The organism is Pseudomonas sp. TMW22089, assembly GCF_022496645.1.
GTDB classification, from domain to species: Bacteria; Pseudomonadota; Gammaproteobacteria; order Pseudomonadales; family Pseudomonadaceae; genus Aquipseudomonas; species Aquipseudomonas paraversuta.
Map to the genome: position 1 here is coordinate 23,601 of NZ_SCFG01000033.1, position 14,818 is coordinate 38,418.

The 14,818-nt window shown below is 56.7% G+C and carries 14 protein-coding genes and 1 pseudogene; 11 read left to right on the forward strand and 4 right to left on the reverse strand.

Features of this window, described 5'->3' with window-relative positions; genetic code table 11:
- Positions 1-18: 18 nt before the first annotated feature.
- Complete coding sequence (locus EQV90_RS20360) at positions 19-1,002, forward strand: iron ABC transporter permease (protein WP_165439510.1); 984 nt, start codon at positions 19-21, stop codon at positions 1,000-1,002.
- Complete coding sequence (locus EQV90_RS20365; RefSeq protein WP_010656972.1) at positions 1,002-1,769, forward strand: heme ABC transporter ATP-binding protein; 768 nt, start codon at positions 1,002-1,004, stop codon at positions 1,767-1,769. Before EQV90_RS20360 ends, EQV90_RS20365 begins: the two co-directional genes overlap by 1 nt.
- Before the next feature lie 233 nt (positions 1,770-2,002).
- Here the strand turns inward: EQV90_RS20365 and EQV90_RS20370 are convergent, their stop codons facing one another.
- The 3 genes from EQV90_RS20370 to EQV90_RS20380 form a co-directional block, all read right to left on the reverse strand.
- The gene (locus EQV90_RS20370) at positions 2,003-2,275 is read right to left on the reverse strand and encodes a TfoX/Sxy family protein (protein WP_003439695.1); all 273 of its coding nucleotides are present in this window, start codon (positions 2,273-2,275) and stop codon (positions 2,003-2,005) included.
- A 247-nt stretch (positions 2,276-2,522) separates the two neighbouring features.
- Positions 2,523-2,864: a pentapeptide repeat-containing protein gene (locus EQV90_RS20375; protein WP_003439697.1), complete on the reverse strand. Its 342-nt coding sequence runs from the start codon at positions 2,862-2,864 to the stop codon at positions 2,523-2,525.
- A 90-nt stretch (positions 2,865-2,954) separates the two neighbouring features.
- Positions 2,955-4,511, reverse strand: coding sequence for a bifunctional aminoglycoside phosphotransferase/ATP-binding protein (locus EQV90_RS20380; protein ID WP_010656974.1), 1,557 nt, complete (start codon positions 4,509-4,511; stop codon positions 2,955-2,957).
- Between the two features lie 117 nt (positions 4,512-4,628).
- Here EQV90_RS20380 and mrcB point away from each other — a divergent pair, with 117 nt between their 5' ends.
- From mrcB to msrQ, 9 genes are all read left to right on the forward strand, one after another.
- On the forward strand, positions 4,629-6,953 hold the full coding sequence (gene mrcB / locus EQV90_RS20385) for a penicillin-binding protein 1B (RefSeq protein ID WP_003439701.1): 2,325 nt from the start codon (positions 4,629-4,631) through the stop codon (positions 6,951-6,953).
- A gap of 16 nt (positions 6,954-6,969) precedes the next feature.
- Positions 6,970-7,719, forward strand: coding sequence for a tetratricopeptide repeat protein (locus EQV90_RS20390; RefSeq protein WP_003439704.1), 750 nt, complete (start codon positions 6,970-6,972; stop codon positions 7,717-7,719).
- Positions 7,719-8,048, forward strand: a complete 330-nt coding sequence (locus tag EQV90_RS20395) for a YqcC family protein (RefSeq protein WP_003439706.1) — start codon at positions 7,719-7,721, stop codon at positions 8,046-8,048. Before EQV90_RS20390 ends, EQV90_RS20395 begins: the two co-directional genes overlap by 1 nt.
- A gap of 432 nt (positions 8,049-8,480) precedes the next feature.
- Positions 8,481-10,205: an acetolactate synthase 3 large subunit gene (locus EQV90_RS20400; protein WP_010656977.1), complete on the forward strand. Its 1,725-nt coding sequence runs from the start codon at positions 8,481-8,483 to the stop codon at positions 10,203-10,205.
- Between the two features lie 2 nt (positions 10,206-10,207).
- Positions 10,208-10,699: an acetolactate synthase small subunit gene (ilvN, locus tag EQV90_RS20405; protein ID WP_003439709.1), complete on the forward strand. Its 492-nt coding sequence runs from the start codon at positions 10,208-10,210 to the stop codon at positions 10,697-10,699.
- Positions 10,700-10,749: 50 nt separating this feature from the next.
- Positions 10,750-11,766 carry a ketol-acid reductoisomerase gene (ilvC, locus tag EQV90_RS20410; RefSeq protein WP_003439711.1) on the forward strand — a complete coding sequence of 339 codons (1,017 nt, stop codon included), beginning with the start codon at positions 10,750-10,752 and terminating at the stop codon, positions 11,764-11,766.
- A 145-nt stretch (positions 11,767-11,911) separates the two neighbouring features.
- On the forward strand, positions 11,912-12,769 hold the full coding sequence (gene pssA, locus EQV90_RS20415) for a CDP-diacylglycerol--serine O-phosphatidyltransferase (RefSeq protein ID WP_003439714.1): 858 nt from the start codon (positions 11,912-11,914) through the stop codon (positions 12,767-12,769).
- 63 nt (positions 12,770-12,832) lie between these two features.
- Positions 12,833-13,846 (forward strand): protein-methionine-sulfoxide reductase catalytic subunit MsrP, encoded by a 1,014-nt coding sequence (msrP, locus tag EQV90_RS20420; RefSeq protein ID WP_003439717.1) that lies wholly within the window; start codon positions 12,833-12,835, stop codon positions 13,844-13,846.
- A complete protein-coding gene (gene msrQ, locus EQV90_RS20425) occupies positions 13,846-14,460 on the forward strand; it encodes a protein-methionine-sulfoxide reductase heme-binding subunit MsrQ (RefSeq protein ID WP_003439721.1) in 615 nt (204 codons plus the stop codon). The genes msrP and msrQ overlap by 1 nt, the downstream gene beginning before the upstream one ends.
- Positions 14,461-14,545: 85 nt before the next feature.
- Here msrQ and EQV90_RS20430 read toward each other — a convergent pair.
- Positions 14,546-14,818 (reverse strand): annotated as a pseudogene (locus EQV90_RS20430) (hypothetical protein); the annotation flags it as partial.

The following is a 14,818-nucleotide window of genomic DNA, read 5'->3' on the forward strand; positions in this document are numbered from 1 at the left end:
GGCCTGAGTGCGTTGTGTTTGTTGGCGATCTGGTTATCGCTGGCGCTGGGGCCTGTGAGCCTGCCGTTATTTGACACTTTACGGGCCGCACTGCGATTGGTCGGCCTACCGGTTCAAGGCGAGGGGCTGGAGCAGGCCGAGTTGATTCTGGGGCAGATCCGTCTACCCCGGACGTTATTGGGGCTGGCGGTTGGCGGAGTGCTGGCGCTGTCGGGTGTGGCCATGCAGGGGCTGTTTCGTAACCCGCTGGCTGATCCCGGTTTGGTCGGTGTTTCCAGTGGGGCGGCGCTGGGGGCGGCGATCGCGATTGTCGGTGGTGCTGCTTTTGGCGGTCTGCCAGAATTTTTTGCGCCGTATCTGTTGTCGCTGTGCGCGTTTCTGGGAGGTCTGGGGGTTACGGCGCTGGTGTACCGGCTGGGGCGGCGCAACGGTCAGACCAATGTTGCGGTCATGTTGCTGGCGGGTATCGCGCTGACGGCGCTGGCGGGCTCTGCGGTAGGGCTGTTCACCTATCTGGCCGATGATGCGACGTTGCGTACGCTGACATTCTGGAATCTGGGCAGCCTCAATGGCGCCAGTTACACGCGGCTATGGCCATTATTGTTTGTCACCCTGGGTGTTGCCTTGTGGCTGCCGCGCCGGGCCAGTGCGCTCAATGCATTGTTGCTTGGCGAGTCTGAAGCCAGTCATTTGGGGATCAATGTTGAAGGCCTGAAGCGCGAACTGGTGTTTTGCACGGCCCTGGGGGTCGGTGCTGCGGTCGCCGCGGCAGGCATGATCGGCTTTATCGGGTTGGTGGTGCCGCACCTGGTGCGATTGCTGGCCGGCCCCGATCATCGGGTTCTATTGCCCGCGTCCGTGCTGGCGGGAGCGACACTGCTGTTATTCGCCGACCTGATCGCCCGGCTGGCCATGGCCCCCGCAGAGCTGCCAATCGGGATTGTGACTGCGTTTCTCGGGGCTCCTTTCTTTCTTTATCTACTGCTGCGGGGCCGCCACTGATGCTGCGCACAGAAGGTTTGCAGATTCATCGCGCTCAAAAAGTTGTCCTGGCTGATGTCACCCTTGATGTGCGTCCGGGCGAAGTGCTGGGGGTGCTAGGGCCCAATGGTGCAGGTAAAAGCACATTGCTGGCGGCGTTGTGTGGTGAGCTGGCGCCAACCGCCGGGCAGGTCTGGCTGGACCGGCAGCACTTGAGTCAATGGAAGGGCGCAGAGCGGGCACAGCGCCTTGCCGTGTTACCGCAAACCTCGACCCTGGACTTTGCTTTTCGTGTCGAAGAGGTGGTGGGTATGGGCCGATTGCCGCATCAGACCGGGCGCGTTCGTGACACCGAGATCATTCTGGCCGCCTTGCACGCCGCGGATGTTGAGCATTTGACGGGGCGCAGTTATCTGGCGTTATCGGGAGGGGAGCGCCAGCGGGTACATCTGGCACGGGTGCTGGCGCAATTATGGCCGGGGCAAAGCGGCCAGACGCTGTTGCTCGATGAGCCGACCTCCATGCTCGACCCCTTGCATCAACACACGACGCTGAAGGCGATTCGTGCCTTTGCCGATCGCGGCGCGGCAGTGTTGATCATCCTGCATGACTTGAATCTGGCCGCGCGTTATTGCGACCGTCTGCTTTTGCTCGAGCAGGGGCGGCCGCGTGCGCTGGATTGCCCGCAGGTGGTGTTGCAGCCCGAGTTGCTCAAGGCCGTATTCGGTCTGGAAGTGCTTGTGCAGCCACACCCCGAGCTTGGGCACCCGGTCATTATTGCCCGTTGACAGAGGGCGTCAGGAGCCTGGCCAGGCGCTTTTTTACAGGCAAAAAAAGACCCGGCAAGAGCCGGGTCAAATAACCGTGATTAGCCTGATGAGGAGATTTTCTGAGAGTCCGAACCAAGGGCCTTTCAGAAGATCGACTGGTCTCGCGACCAGATGGCGTAATCATAACAATTCTCATTTCCATGTCAACAACTGTTTATTGGCTTTTCTGGAAGTCTTTGTAAATGGTCGTTTCAGCCTTTGTTGCCAGCCGATAAAAGCTCCACCTGCCGATTCAGCGCCTCTTTGCGTTCTGCGGGAATATCGTTCCAGTGAACATCCTGTAATGCCCCTTCTATTGCGTACAGCAGCACTTTTGAGGCTCTGAAGCCCCGGGCCTTGACCGCCCGATAAGCATTGGCAGCACCCAAGCGCTTCAAATCCGAAGCGTTGTGAATGCCCACTGCGTGTAGCCATTGCGACGACGTTTTTCCAAGATTTTTCAAATGCTGGAGTTCATCGTTCATCAGCCCTCCTTGCGACGGCGTGAGCTCAGCGTTTACGGGACGAAACGATTCCTACAGAGTGTAGCGCTAGGCGGAAAAATCGCCGTTCTATAGTCGTTTTTGGAACTAGCAGCCAGAGACGAGGCGTACGGATTGCGCTAAAGGAATGTCTGCACCGACTTGTGAGGCAGAGGGCAGAGCGTTTGAATCGAATGGACTTGCCCGGTCGACAGCTGTGATAGGGCCAGAGGCAGGTGTCGTATTTGCTTTACCTGGTGCGATAGCGCAGGCGGGTGCCGAGCTTAACTGACATCAGAATCTCATCTGCCGTCAGTTCTACCGGAAAGTACGCACCCGAAATTTGTGCGTGCGCCAGGCTGGCCCCTTCAATACAGGCGTTACGCAAATCCAGGCCGCGCAGGTCGGCTGAACGGAAGTAGCCATCGGTAAAATCCACGGCATCGGCATTCAGCTCGCGTAAATCCAGTCCGCGAAAGTCTCCGCCGCGCATGTCGACAGGACCGGCAGGTCGCTGCTGGTTGAAGCCGTCGATGTCGTCTTCGTGGAGGAGCGCATAGAGCGCCGAACTCAGCAATGTAGGGCGGCTCATCAGGGTGCCTCCTGCAGGAATTGAGTGACACTATAGTGCCACTACTGGCGTGCCGTGAAACCTTTATGGATGCACGGCACGCCCGAGCAGTTACAGGCCTGGCAGGCGCTGACGGATGTCAGCAATCAGAGTGTCGAGGCTTTTGCTGTTGTGGGTTTCAACCCGCTTGCTGCGCAGAATTTCATCAGCGCTCAACGCCTCGCGGCTGGCTTGTTGTGCCTTGACCACTTCCAGGGTCGCGTCGGAGGGGTCGGTACCAATGCTTTTACGATGTGCCAGCCAGCCTTCGATCACTGCGTCCGGCGCGGTGCAATCGAGGATCAGGCATGGCACGCCGGTGGCCTCTGCCACTTTGGCGGCGGCATCGCGCTGCTCGCGCTTGAGATAGGTGGCGTCAATGACCACGGGGAAACCTGCCCGCAGCACGGTCCCGGCCAGTTCGTGGAGCTTGTTGTAGGTCGCAACGCTGGCGTCTGCGTTGTAAATACCGTCGCCTACCGCATTTTCGGCGGTTTGCTGGCCGAACAGTTGCTTGCGCACAACGTCAGAACGTAAACGAATAGCCCCCAGGGACTCGACCAGACGCATGGCCACAGAGCTTTTGCCTACAGCGGATACGCCGTGGGTAATAGTCAGGAAGCGAGAAGGAATCGTGCTGTAGCTTTCCGCCAGGTTGGCGTACTTGCGATATTGCTGCAGCGTGGCTTTGCGTTGAACCGGGCTGGCTTCGGCAGGCATGCTGAACAGGCTGACTTTGGCACGAACCAGTGCGCGGTAGGCTTTGTAGAAGTTCAGCAGCTCAAGCCCCTGGTAGTCGCCGGTCAATTCCAGATACTGGCTGACAAAACGTCGAGCCAGGGACTTCAGGCCACGGTCTTCAAGGTCCATCGCCAAAAAAGCGGTATCGGCATACACATCGGTAAAGCGGAAGGGCTCATTGAATTCAATGCAGTCGAAGATCACGACCTTGCCATCAATGATGGTGGCGTTGCCCAGGTGAATATCACCGTGGCATTCACGGATAAAGCCTTCGGTCTTGCGCTGTTCGAAGAGCGGTTTCAGGCGGGTGAAGCTTGCCTCTGCCCAGGCTTGTAGCGCGTCCAGCTGCAGCAAGTCAGCTTTGTCTGAAAGGAATGGGCGAATCTGCTCGAAATTCTGGCGAACCGGATCCATCACTGCTTCTGGCGTGCCCTGGTAGTGTTCCTGGGGAACCAGAGGCGCCTGGCTGTGGAAGCGGGCGATCTGTTGGGCCATTTCGTCGATATGGGCAGCAGTCAGTTCGCTATTGGCTTGCAATGTGCTGAGCAACTGGCTTTGCGGGAACTGGCGCATTTTCAGCACGTATTCCAGCGCCGGACCTTCGCCTCCCAGGACGGGGGCTTCAGGGGTACCGGTAATCGGCAGTACGTCGAGGTACAGGCCTTCAGTCAGGCGCTGGTTAAGACGCAACTCTTCATTACAGAAGTGCTCGCGGGCGCTGAGCTCGGTGAAATCAAGAAAGCCGAAATTGACCGGTTTTTTCATCTTGTAGGCATAAGGTCCGGTGAGGATGACCCAGGAGATGTGCGTCTCGATAACCTGAAATCCATCGACTTCATGCGGGTAGAGGTCCGGGTTCTTCAGGGCGGCAATCAGGTTCTGGCTCACGGTTGATCCTTCAAGGTTTAGAAAATTAATGGTCGCCATTATGGCTGCTGACAGCGGTAGTGCAAACCGCCGGGCTGCGCATGTTGAACATGAACAAAGTGCGTATAATCTCGCGCCATGACTCGTACCCGATCTCCTCGTTCCCGTAAAAAACGTCCTTCTGGCGGCCTGCGCCCTTGGCTGGGCTGGGCTCTCAAGCTCAGTCTGGTTGGCCTGGTGGTGCTGGCAGGTTTTGCCATGTACCTCGATGCTGTCGTGCAGGAGAAGTTCTCCGGCAAGCGCTGGACCATTCCGGCCAAGGTTTATGCCCGCCCGCTGGAGCTGTTCGTCGGCCAGAAGCTGAGCAAGACCGACTTCCTCACAGAGCTCGATGCACTGGGCTATCGCCGCGAAAGCGCGGTCAGTGGCCCCGGTATTGCTGCGGTTAACGGCAATACGGTTGATCTCAACACGCGTGGGTTCCAGTTTTATGAAGGGACCGAGCAAGCCCAGCAGGTTCGGGTGCGGTTCTCTGGCGACTACGTTGCCGGGCTTTCGGCGACCAACGGTTCCAAGTTGCCTGTGGTGCGCCTTGAACCATTGCTGATTGGCGGCCTTTATCCGAAGAATCTTGAAGATCGTATCCTGATCAATATTGATCAAGTGCCACCGTTCCTGCTCGATACACTGGTAACCGTGGAAGATCGGGACTTTTATCATCACTTTGGTGTGTCGCCGAAATCGATCGCCCGTGCGATGTGGGTGAACACGTCATCCGGTCAAATGCGTCAGGGCGGCAGTACCCTGACTCAACAGCTGGTCAAAAACTTCTACCTGACCAACGAGCGCAGCCTGAGTCGTAAACTGACCGAAGCCATGATGGCGCTGCTGCTGGAGTTGCACTACGACAAGCGTGAGATTCTGGAAGCGTATCTGAACGAAGTATTCGTCGGTCAGGACGGACAGCGCGCAGTGCACGGCTTTGGTCTGGCCAGTCAGTTCTTCTTCAGCCAGCCGCTGGCCGAGCTCAAGTTGCATCAAGTGGCCTTGTTGGTGGGGATGGTCAAAGGGCCTTCAGCCTATAACCCGCGTCGCTACCCTGAGCGTGCGCTGGAGCGGCGCAATCTGGTGCTCGACTTGCTGGAACAGCAGGGCGTGGCGACAGCTGAACAGGTGGCAGCAGCCAAGAAAATGCCACTGGGCGTGACCAAGCGCGGCAGCCTTGCAGACAGTTCATTCCCGGGCTTCCTGGATTTGGTCAAGCGTCAGCTGCGCGAGGATTATCGCGACGAAGACTTGACCGAAGAGGGGCTGCGCATTTTCACCAGCTTCGACCCGATCCTGCAAATGAAGTCGGAAGCTGCCGTCGGTGAGACCTTCAAACGCCTTACCGGGCGTAAAGGCTCGGATGAAGTCGAAGCGGCGATGGTGGTGACCAACCCGGAAACCGGCGAAGTTCAGGCACTTATTGGCAGTCGCGTACCTGGCTACGCGGGCTTTAACCGCGCGCTGGATGCTGTGCGTCCCATTGGCTCGCTAATCAAGCCGGCGGTATACCTCACTGCCCTTGAGCGGCCTAGCCAGTACACCCTGACCAGTTGGCTGTCGGATGATCCGCTGTCGATCAAGGGGGCGGATGGGCAGGTATGGAAGCCGCAGAACTATGACCGTCGCTCTCACGGGACGGTTTTTCTGTATCAGTCGATGATGAACTCCTACAACCTGGGCACAGTCCGGTTGGGTCAGGAAGTTGGCGTGCCTAATGTGCTCAAGACCCTGGCGCGACTTGGCGTCGAACGCGAGTTTCCGGCTTTCCCGTCCATGTTGCTGGGGGCTGGCGCGCTGAGTCCGATGGAAGTGGCGACGATGTATCAGACGCTGGCCAACGGCGGCTTCAACACGCCTATGCGAGGGATCCGCAGTGTCCTGACGGCAGAAGGTGAGCCGCTCAAACGCTATCCGTTTCAGATCCAGCAGCGCTTCGATCCGGGTTCGATCTACCTGATCCAGAATGCAATGCAACATGTCATGCGCGAAGGTACGGGGCGCTCGGTTTATAACGTGCTGCCTCGAAGCCTGGCGCTGGCGGGCAAGACCGGTACCAGTAACGATTCCCGTGACAGCTGGTTTGCAGGCTTTAGCCAGGATTTGCTGGCAGTGGTCTGGCTGGGGCGCGATGACAATGGCAAGACGCCGTTCACCGGAGCCACTGGCGCCTTGCAGGTATGGACCAGCTTTATGAATAAAGCCGATCCGTTGCCGCTGGACATGCCGCAGCCCGATAACATTGTTCAGGCCTGGATCGATCCGCATACGGGGCAGGGCTCTGATGCCAGCTGCCCGGGCGCGGTGCAGATGCCGTATATTCGCGGCAGTGAGCCACCTGCGGGGGCCAGTTGTGGCGCCCAGGCGCCTGCGACGGGCGATGCCGTGATGGATTGGGTCAAAGGCTGGTTGAATTAAGCAAAGAGGGTTTGACGTGAATAAGTGGTGGATTCCGGCTGTTTCAGCCCTGGCTTTGCTCAATGGTTGCGCCAGCGTGCCACAGGGTTCGATCCCTGTGGTCGACTCCGGTGTGCCGGTATCGAACAGTGAGCGTGTTTCGTCCCAGCGTACGGCGAATAATTATCCACAGGCTACTGCGCAACGGGCTGCGCAACCGCGGACGATTACCGAGGATTCGGGCGTGGTGGTAATGATCCCGGGTGGCGGGGCTAGTGTCTCGACACCGATCAGCAGCCAGCCCTTTACTCCGGGGCCTATTACCCCGGGCCCGGCTGCCGCGCCCATCAGTACTGGCAGCTATACGCCAAACACTGCGTACAGTGCCCCGGCACCGATCATCCCGAGCGGCGTTCCTTCCGGCATTCCGTCCAGCAGTGGCGCCCTGGCTGCCGATGAGCAGCTGGATGGCCCGGTATTGGCGCTGCTGACCACTGCTCAGCAGCAGCAGGCCAGTGGTGACCTCAATGGCGCTTCGTCGAGTCTGGAGCGGGCGCAACGTGTGGCGCCGCGTGAACCGCAGGTGCTTTATCGTCTGGCCCAGGTCCGTATGGCCCAGGGCGATGCCGCTCAGGCAGAGCAGTTTGCCCGTCGTGGTCTGACCTTTGCCAATGGACGTCCGGACTTGCAGGCAAGCCTGTGGGGCTTGATTGCCCAGGCCCGTGAGAAGCAGGGCGACGCGGCTGGCGCGGCACTGGCCCGTCAAAAAGCCAAGGTGAGTCTCTGATGGATCCACGTTTCGCGTCGATTGCCGAGCAGTTGCTGCTTATTGAACGTGAATTGCGCTTGCAGGGCTGGTGGGATGAAGTCTCCCCCGGCTCCGAAGCCTTGAGCAGCGTTGAGCCATTTTCCGTTGATACCCTGGACTTTCATCAGTGGTTGCAGTGGATTTTCCTGGCAAGGATGAAACAAATCCTGGAGCAGGATCTGCCACTGCCAAAGGTGTCGGGGATTCTGGAGATGGCCGAGATGGTTTATGCCGACAGGCCGCAAGAGAGTCTGGGTCTGCGCTCAGCGCTGAAAAAGTTCGACCAACTGATTGTCAGCGCTGGTTAATTGCCTGACTGCCGACTTTTTCGGCAGTCTTGCGCATATTTCTACCACTTTGCGCCATTCAGGCGAGTTTTATCCCTCCTCAAGCCAGATTCTTCTACGTTCTCATGCGCTTTGATGGAAAAAAGCGCAATTACTGCTTGACTTGGGGGGGCTGAAACAGAAGAATCGAAAGTCCGCTGTAGAGGGACTGCCAGAAGCAGGCTCTCTCAGCAGATCATGAGGCGCACACCCGCGCCGACTTGTTACACCCGCAACGCGTTACCTCGCGCTGGGTGGGAAAACCCCGCAACATTTGGGGCGCTCCCAATACTTGCTCAGTCAGTGCTGACGTAGTCGGCGACCACCGTCGCTCATGCTCTGCTGAAAAGTAAACCTATTAAGACCCGTTCGCATTTTTGTGGACGGTATTCTGGCGTTTTAGAGGTGAACAACGTGGAGCTTTTATCTGGCGGTGAGATGCTCGTCCGCTTTTTGCGCGACGAAGGTGTCAAATATATCTACGGGTACCCGGGCGGTGCTCTCCTTCACGTATACGACGCGCTGTTCAAAGAGCCGGACGTTACCCACATCCTGGTTCGCCACGAACAGGCGGCAACCCATATGGCTGACGGCTATGCCCGTGCTACCGGTAAAGCCGGTGTAGTACTGGTGACTTCCGGGCCGGGTGCGACCAACGCCATTACCGGTATTGCAACCGCCTACATGGACTCCATCCCGATGGTGATCATTTCCGGTCAGGTGCCCAGCACCATGGTCGGAACCGATGCCTTCCAGGAAACCGACATGATCGGTATCTCCCGGCCCATCGTGAAGCACAGCTTTATGATCAAGCATGCTTCGGAAATCCCGGAGGTCATGAAAAAGGCGTTCTACCTCGCACAATCCGGCCGTCCTGGCCCGGTCGTGGTCGATATCCCTAAAGATATGACCAACCCGGCTGAAAAGTTTGAATACGTTTTCCCGAAAAAAGCCAAATTGCGTTCTTACAGCCCGGCAGTGCGCGGGCACTCGGGGCAAATCCGCAAGGCAGCCGAGATGCTTCTGGCGGCCAAGCGTCCGATTCTGTACGCAGGCGGCGGCGTTATCCTGGGCGGCGGTTCAGCACCTTTGACCGAACTGGCCAAAATGCTCAACGTGCCGGTGACCAACACGCTGATGGGCCTGGGTGCATACCCTGGCACTGATCGTCAGTTCGTCGGCATGCTCGGCATGCATGGCAGCTACACGGCCAACATGGCGATGCATAACGCTGACGTGATTCTGGCAGTGGGTGCGCGCTTTGACGACCGTGTCATCAACGGCCCTTCCAAGTTCTGCCCGAACGCCAAGATCATCCATGTGGATATCGATCCGGCATCCATCTCCAAGACCATCAAGGCAGACGTGCCGATTGTAGGTCCGGTGGAGAGCGTGATGAGCGAAATGGTCGCGATCCTCAAGGACATTGGCGAGAAACCGGATGCTGAAGCGGTTAACAGCTGGTGGAAACAGATCGACGAGTGGCGCGGTGATAAAGGTTTGTTCCCTTATGACAAGGGCGACGGCAGCAAGATCAAGCCACAAGCTGTGATCGAAATGCTCTGCGAAGTCACCAAGGGCGACGCTTATGTAACGTCCGATGTGGGTCAGCACCAGATGTTCGCTGCTCAGTATTACCGCTTCAACAAGCCTAATCGCTGGATCAACTCCGGCGGCCTGGGCACGATGGGGTTCGGCTTCCCGGCAGCCATGGGTGTGAAACTGAGTTTTCCTGACGCTGACGTTGCTTGCGTGACAGGCGAGGGCAGTATTCAGATGAACATTCAGGAATTGTCGACTTGCCTGCAGTATGACCTGCCAGTAAAAATCATCAGCCTGAACAATGGCGTTCTTGGCATGGTTCGTCAGTGGCAGGACATGAACTACGGCAGTCGCCACTCGCACTCCTATATGGAATCGCTGCCTGACTTCGTCAAGCTGGCTGAAGCGTATGGGCATGTGGGGATCCGCATCACTGATCTGAAAGATCTGAAGCCGAAGATGGAAGAAGCCTTCGCCATGAAAGATCGCCTGGTGTTCCTGGATATCCAGGTCGATACCAGTGAGCACGTTTACCCGATGCAGATCAAAGACGGCTCCATGCGCGACATGTGGCTGAGCAAGACGGAGCGTACTTAATCATGCGGCACATTATTTCCCTGCTTCTTGAAAACGAACCCGGTGCCCTGTCTCGCGTTGTCGGTCTGTTCTCGCAACGTAACTACAACATCGAAAGCCTGACCGTGGCGCCGACTGAAGACCCGACCTTGTCGCGTCTGACGCTGACCACTGTCGGTCACGATGAAGTCATCGAACAAATCACCAAGAACCTGAACAAACTGATCGAAGTGGTCAAGCTGGTCGATCTGTCGGAGAGCGCTCACATCGAGCGTGAGTTGATGCTGGTCAAGATCAAGGCTACCGGTGCACAGCGCGCAGAAATTAAACGTACTACGGATATTTTCCGTGGCCAGATCGTTGATGTCAGCGCCAGTGTGTATACCGTGCAATTGACCGGTACAAGTGACAAGCTCGACAGCTTCATTCAGTCGATTGGTACCGCGTCGATCCTGGAAACGGTTCGTAGTGGCGTCACGGGCATCGCTCGCGGCGACAAAGTACTCAGCATCTAATAACTAACAATTAGTAAATGGCCTGAATGGCCTGGATATAAGGGAAAATCATGAAAGTTTATTACGACAAAGACTGCGACCTTTCGATCATCCAGGGCAAGAAAGTAGCCATTATCGGTTACGGCTCCCAGGGTCACGCCCAGGCGTGCAACCTGAAAGACTCCGGCGTAGACGTTACTGTTGGTCTGCGTAAAGGTTCGGCCACTGTGGCCAAGGCCGAAGCTCATGGCCTGAAAGTTACTGACGTTGCCAGCGCTGTTGCTGCTGCCGACCTGGTCATGATCCTGACCCCGGACGAGTTCCAGTCGGCGCTGTACAAGGACGAAATCGAGCCGAACATCAAGAAGGGCGCAACACTGGCCTTCTCCCACGGCTTCGCGATCCACTACAACCAGGTTGTTCCGCGTGCTGACCTTGACGTGATCATGATTGCGCCAAAAGCACCGGGCCATACTGTGCGCTCCGAGTTCGTCAAGGGCGGCGGTATTCCCGACCTGATCGCGATCTACCAGGACGCATCCGGCAACGCCAAAAACGTTGCACTGTCTTACGCCGCGGGCGTGGGTGGCGGTCGTACCGGCATCATCGAAACGACCTTCAAGGACGAGACTGAAACCGACCTGTTCGGTGAGCAGGCGGTTCTGTGTGGCGGTACTGTCGAGCTGGTCAAAGCCGGCTTTGAAACCCTGGTTGAAGCGGGCTATGCCCCGGAAATGGCTTACTTCGAGTGCTTGCACGAGTTGAAGTTGATCGTTGACCTCATGTACGAAGGCGGTATCGCCAACATGAACTACTCGATCTCCAACAACGCCGAGTACGGCGAGTACGTCACTGGCCCGGAAATCATCAACGCTGAATCCCGTCAGGCAATGCGCAACGCTCTGAAGCGCATTCAGGATGGTGAATATGCCAAGATGTTCATCAGCGAGGGTGCTACTGGCTACCCGTCGATGACCGCCAAGCGTCGTAACAACGCTGCCCATGGTATCGAAGTCATCGGTGGCCAATTGCGCTCGATGATGCCTTGGATCGGCGCGAACAAAATCGTCGACAAAGACAAGAACTAAGCAAAAAACCTATAGAGAAAACGCGGCCTAGGCCGCGTTTTTTCGTTTAAGCGGCGGCTTCTGGTATAAAGCAGGATAGTTTGCGGGTCGGTCTCGGTCTGCAAGCCTCTACTGAAACTTTCCATATCGTTGCAAGGTAATGTCCATGAGCGAACGTCCCGAAGAGCCAAAACAGGCTTCTGACGCCGATAGCCTGCTGCCTATCGATGAGCATGTCGAAGAAGGGCATGACGCTGAAGGTCGCAAAGTCCGGCATCGTGGTATCTATCTGCTGCCGAACCTGTTCACTACGGCGAACCTTTTCGCCGGCTTTTATTCCATCATCAACTCCATGAGCGCTCAAAGCGCAATGAGTGCAGGTGATGCTGCTGGTGCCAGCAAGTATTTTGCTTTTGCCGCTATCGCGATTTTTGTAGCGATGGTGCTGGATGGTCTTGATGGCCGTGTGGCCCGTATGACGAATACCGAAAGTGCGTTTGGGGCCGAATACGACTCCTTGTCCGACATGGTTGCCTTTGGTGTTGCTCCTGCCTTGCTGGCTTTTGGTTGGGCGCTGGGGGATATGGGCAAGGTCGGCTGGATGGTCGCCTTCATCTATGTAGCTGGTGCCGCGTTGCGTCTGGCGCGTTTCAACACGCAGGTCGGAACGGCTGACAAGCGTTACTTCATTGGTCTGGCAAGTCCGGCTGCGGCGGGTGTGGTCGCGGGTATTGTCTGGGCGTTCAGCGATTACGGAATCCAGGGTTCGAAAATGTCGTTCCTGGTGGCCTTGCTGGTAGCTGCCGCGGGCATGCTGATGGTCAGTAACATCAAGTACAACAGCTTTAAAGAGCTGGATTTGAAAGGGCGCGTTCCTTTTGTGGCGATCCTGGCTGTGGTCCTGGTATTCGCTGTTGTGTTCAGCGATCCGCCGCGCATCTTGTTGCTGGCTTTCCTGGCCTATGCGGCCTCGGGGCCGATCCAGTATTTGTTGCGTCTGCGCCGTAACAAAGCAGCAGAGTGATGTAATTTCTCCCGAACTCCGTAGTCTATTGGTGCATCAGTCCTCCAATACTACGGAGTTGTCATGCTCATCAAGCTGCCTAAAGCGTCCGACTGCAAAGAGTCGGACGTTACGCCTGAACCCTTCTATTTGTCCCGTCGTGCACTACTGGGTAGCTCCCTTGCCGGATTGGCTGTGGGTGCAATTCCGCGCTGGGCGAATGCAGATGATGCAGGCCGCTATGCCGGTGTAGAACCGGGCAAGGCGCCGGGCTGGTTTGCCGAGAAGCTGCCGCAGACCAAGTGGCAGGCAATCACGGTCAAGGACGAGGCGATCACGCCATTCAAGGATGCAACCCACTACAACAACTTTTACGAGTTCGGCACTGACAAGGGAGATCCTGCTCAGAACGCGGGCGCTTTGAAAACAGAGCCCTGGACGGTGGTGGTGGATGGCGAGGTGGGCAAGCCTGGGCGATACGCCCTTGAAGACTTTATGAAGCCTTATCAGTTGGAGGAGCGGATTTACCGATTACGCTGCGTTGAAGCGTGGTCAATGGTGATCCCGTGGATCGGTTTTCCAATCTCTGCATTGCTCAAGCAAGTGGAGCCGACCTCCAAAGCCAGATACATACGTTTTGAAACCTTGCAGGATCCAAAGGTCATGCCGGGGCAGCGCTCGGGATTTGCGTTGATTGACTGGCCCTATGTTGAAGGCTTGCGGCTGGATGAGGCGATGAATCCCTTGGCGATACTGGCGGTGGGCATGTATGGGCGTGAGTTGCCCAATCAAAATGGCGCACCGCTGCGTTTGGTGGTGCCCTGGAAGTATGGCTTCAAAAGCGTTAAGTCGATTGTGCGGATCAGTCTGGTCGAAGAGCAGCCAAAGACCACATGGCAAAGCATTGCTGCTGATGAATACGGTTTCTATGCCAATGTGAATCCGCAAGTCGATCATCCGCGCTGGACTCAGGCGCGTGAGCGGCGTTTGCCGAGCAGCCTGTTTAGTCCGAATGTGCGTGATACCCGGATGTTCAACGGGTATGCCGATGAAGTTGCTTCTTTATATACCGGTCTCGACCTCAGGAAGAACTATTGATGCGACTAGGTCTGTGGCGTGTAAGTGTCTTTATTGCTGCTGCTGTCTGGCCCCTGTTTTGGCTGTATGAAGCCTGGAGTTTGGCTTTGGGGCCTGATCCGGGGAAGGTGTTGGTCGATCGGCTTGGATTGGGGACGCTGATTCTGCTGTTGGTGACGCTATGCATGACGCCGATGCAGAAGCTCACGGGCTGGGCAGGCTGGATTGCAGTGCGCCGTCAATTGGGTTTGTGGTGTTTTGCGTATGTAGTCTTGCACCTGTGTGCCTATTTGACCTTCGTGTTGGGGTTCGACTGGTCGCAGCTGGGCGTGGAATTGCGCAAGCGGCCTTACATTATTGTCGGGAGTCTGGGGTTTCTGTGTTTGCTGGTATTGGCGGTGACTTCAAATCGCTACAGCCAGAGGCGTTTGGGGGTGCGCTGGAAGAAGCTCCATCGTCTGGTCTATGTGGTTTTGGGGCTTGGTTTGCTGCATATGCTCTGGATTGTGCGGGCTGACCTCAAGGAATGGTCGATCTATGCCTCTATAGGTATATGTCTGCTGCTGCTGCGCATACCTGCAGTGATGCGTCGAATTCCTCGTCTATATAAGAAGAAACCGGTATCGGTGGCCTGAATCTGAATTAGTCCTTGACTCAGAATTCCAACGGCCTATAATTCGCCCACTTCCGGCGCAGTCGAAACGGAAAACTCCTTGAGTTTCAATGAGTTGGATGGTTCTTCGGCAGTGTCAGCTTCAAGTCGTCGAAGCAGGAAATGAGGTGTTGACAGCAGCGTGTAACGCTGTAGAATTCGCCTCCCGCTAACGAGAGATCGAAAGCGCAAGTGGTTGATGTTACAAAGGAAGCTTTGAAAACATCTGAAAATAACCGCTTGACAGCAACAGAGGCTGCTGTAGAATGCGCGCCTCGGTTGAGCGAAAGCTTAACCAATCGCTCTTTAACAACTGAATCAAGCAATTCGTGTGGGTGCTT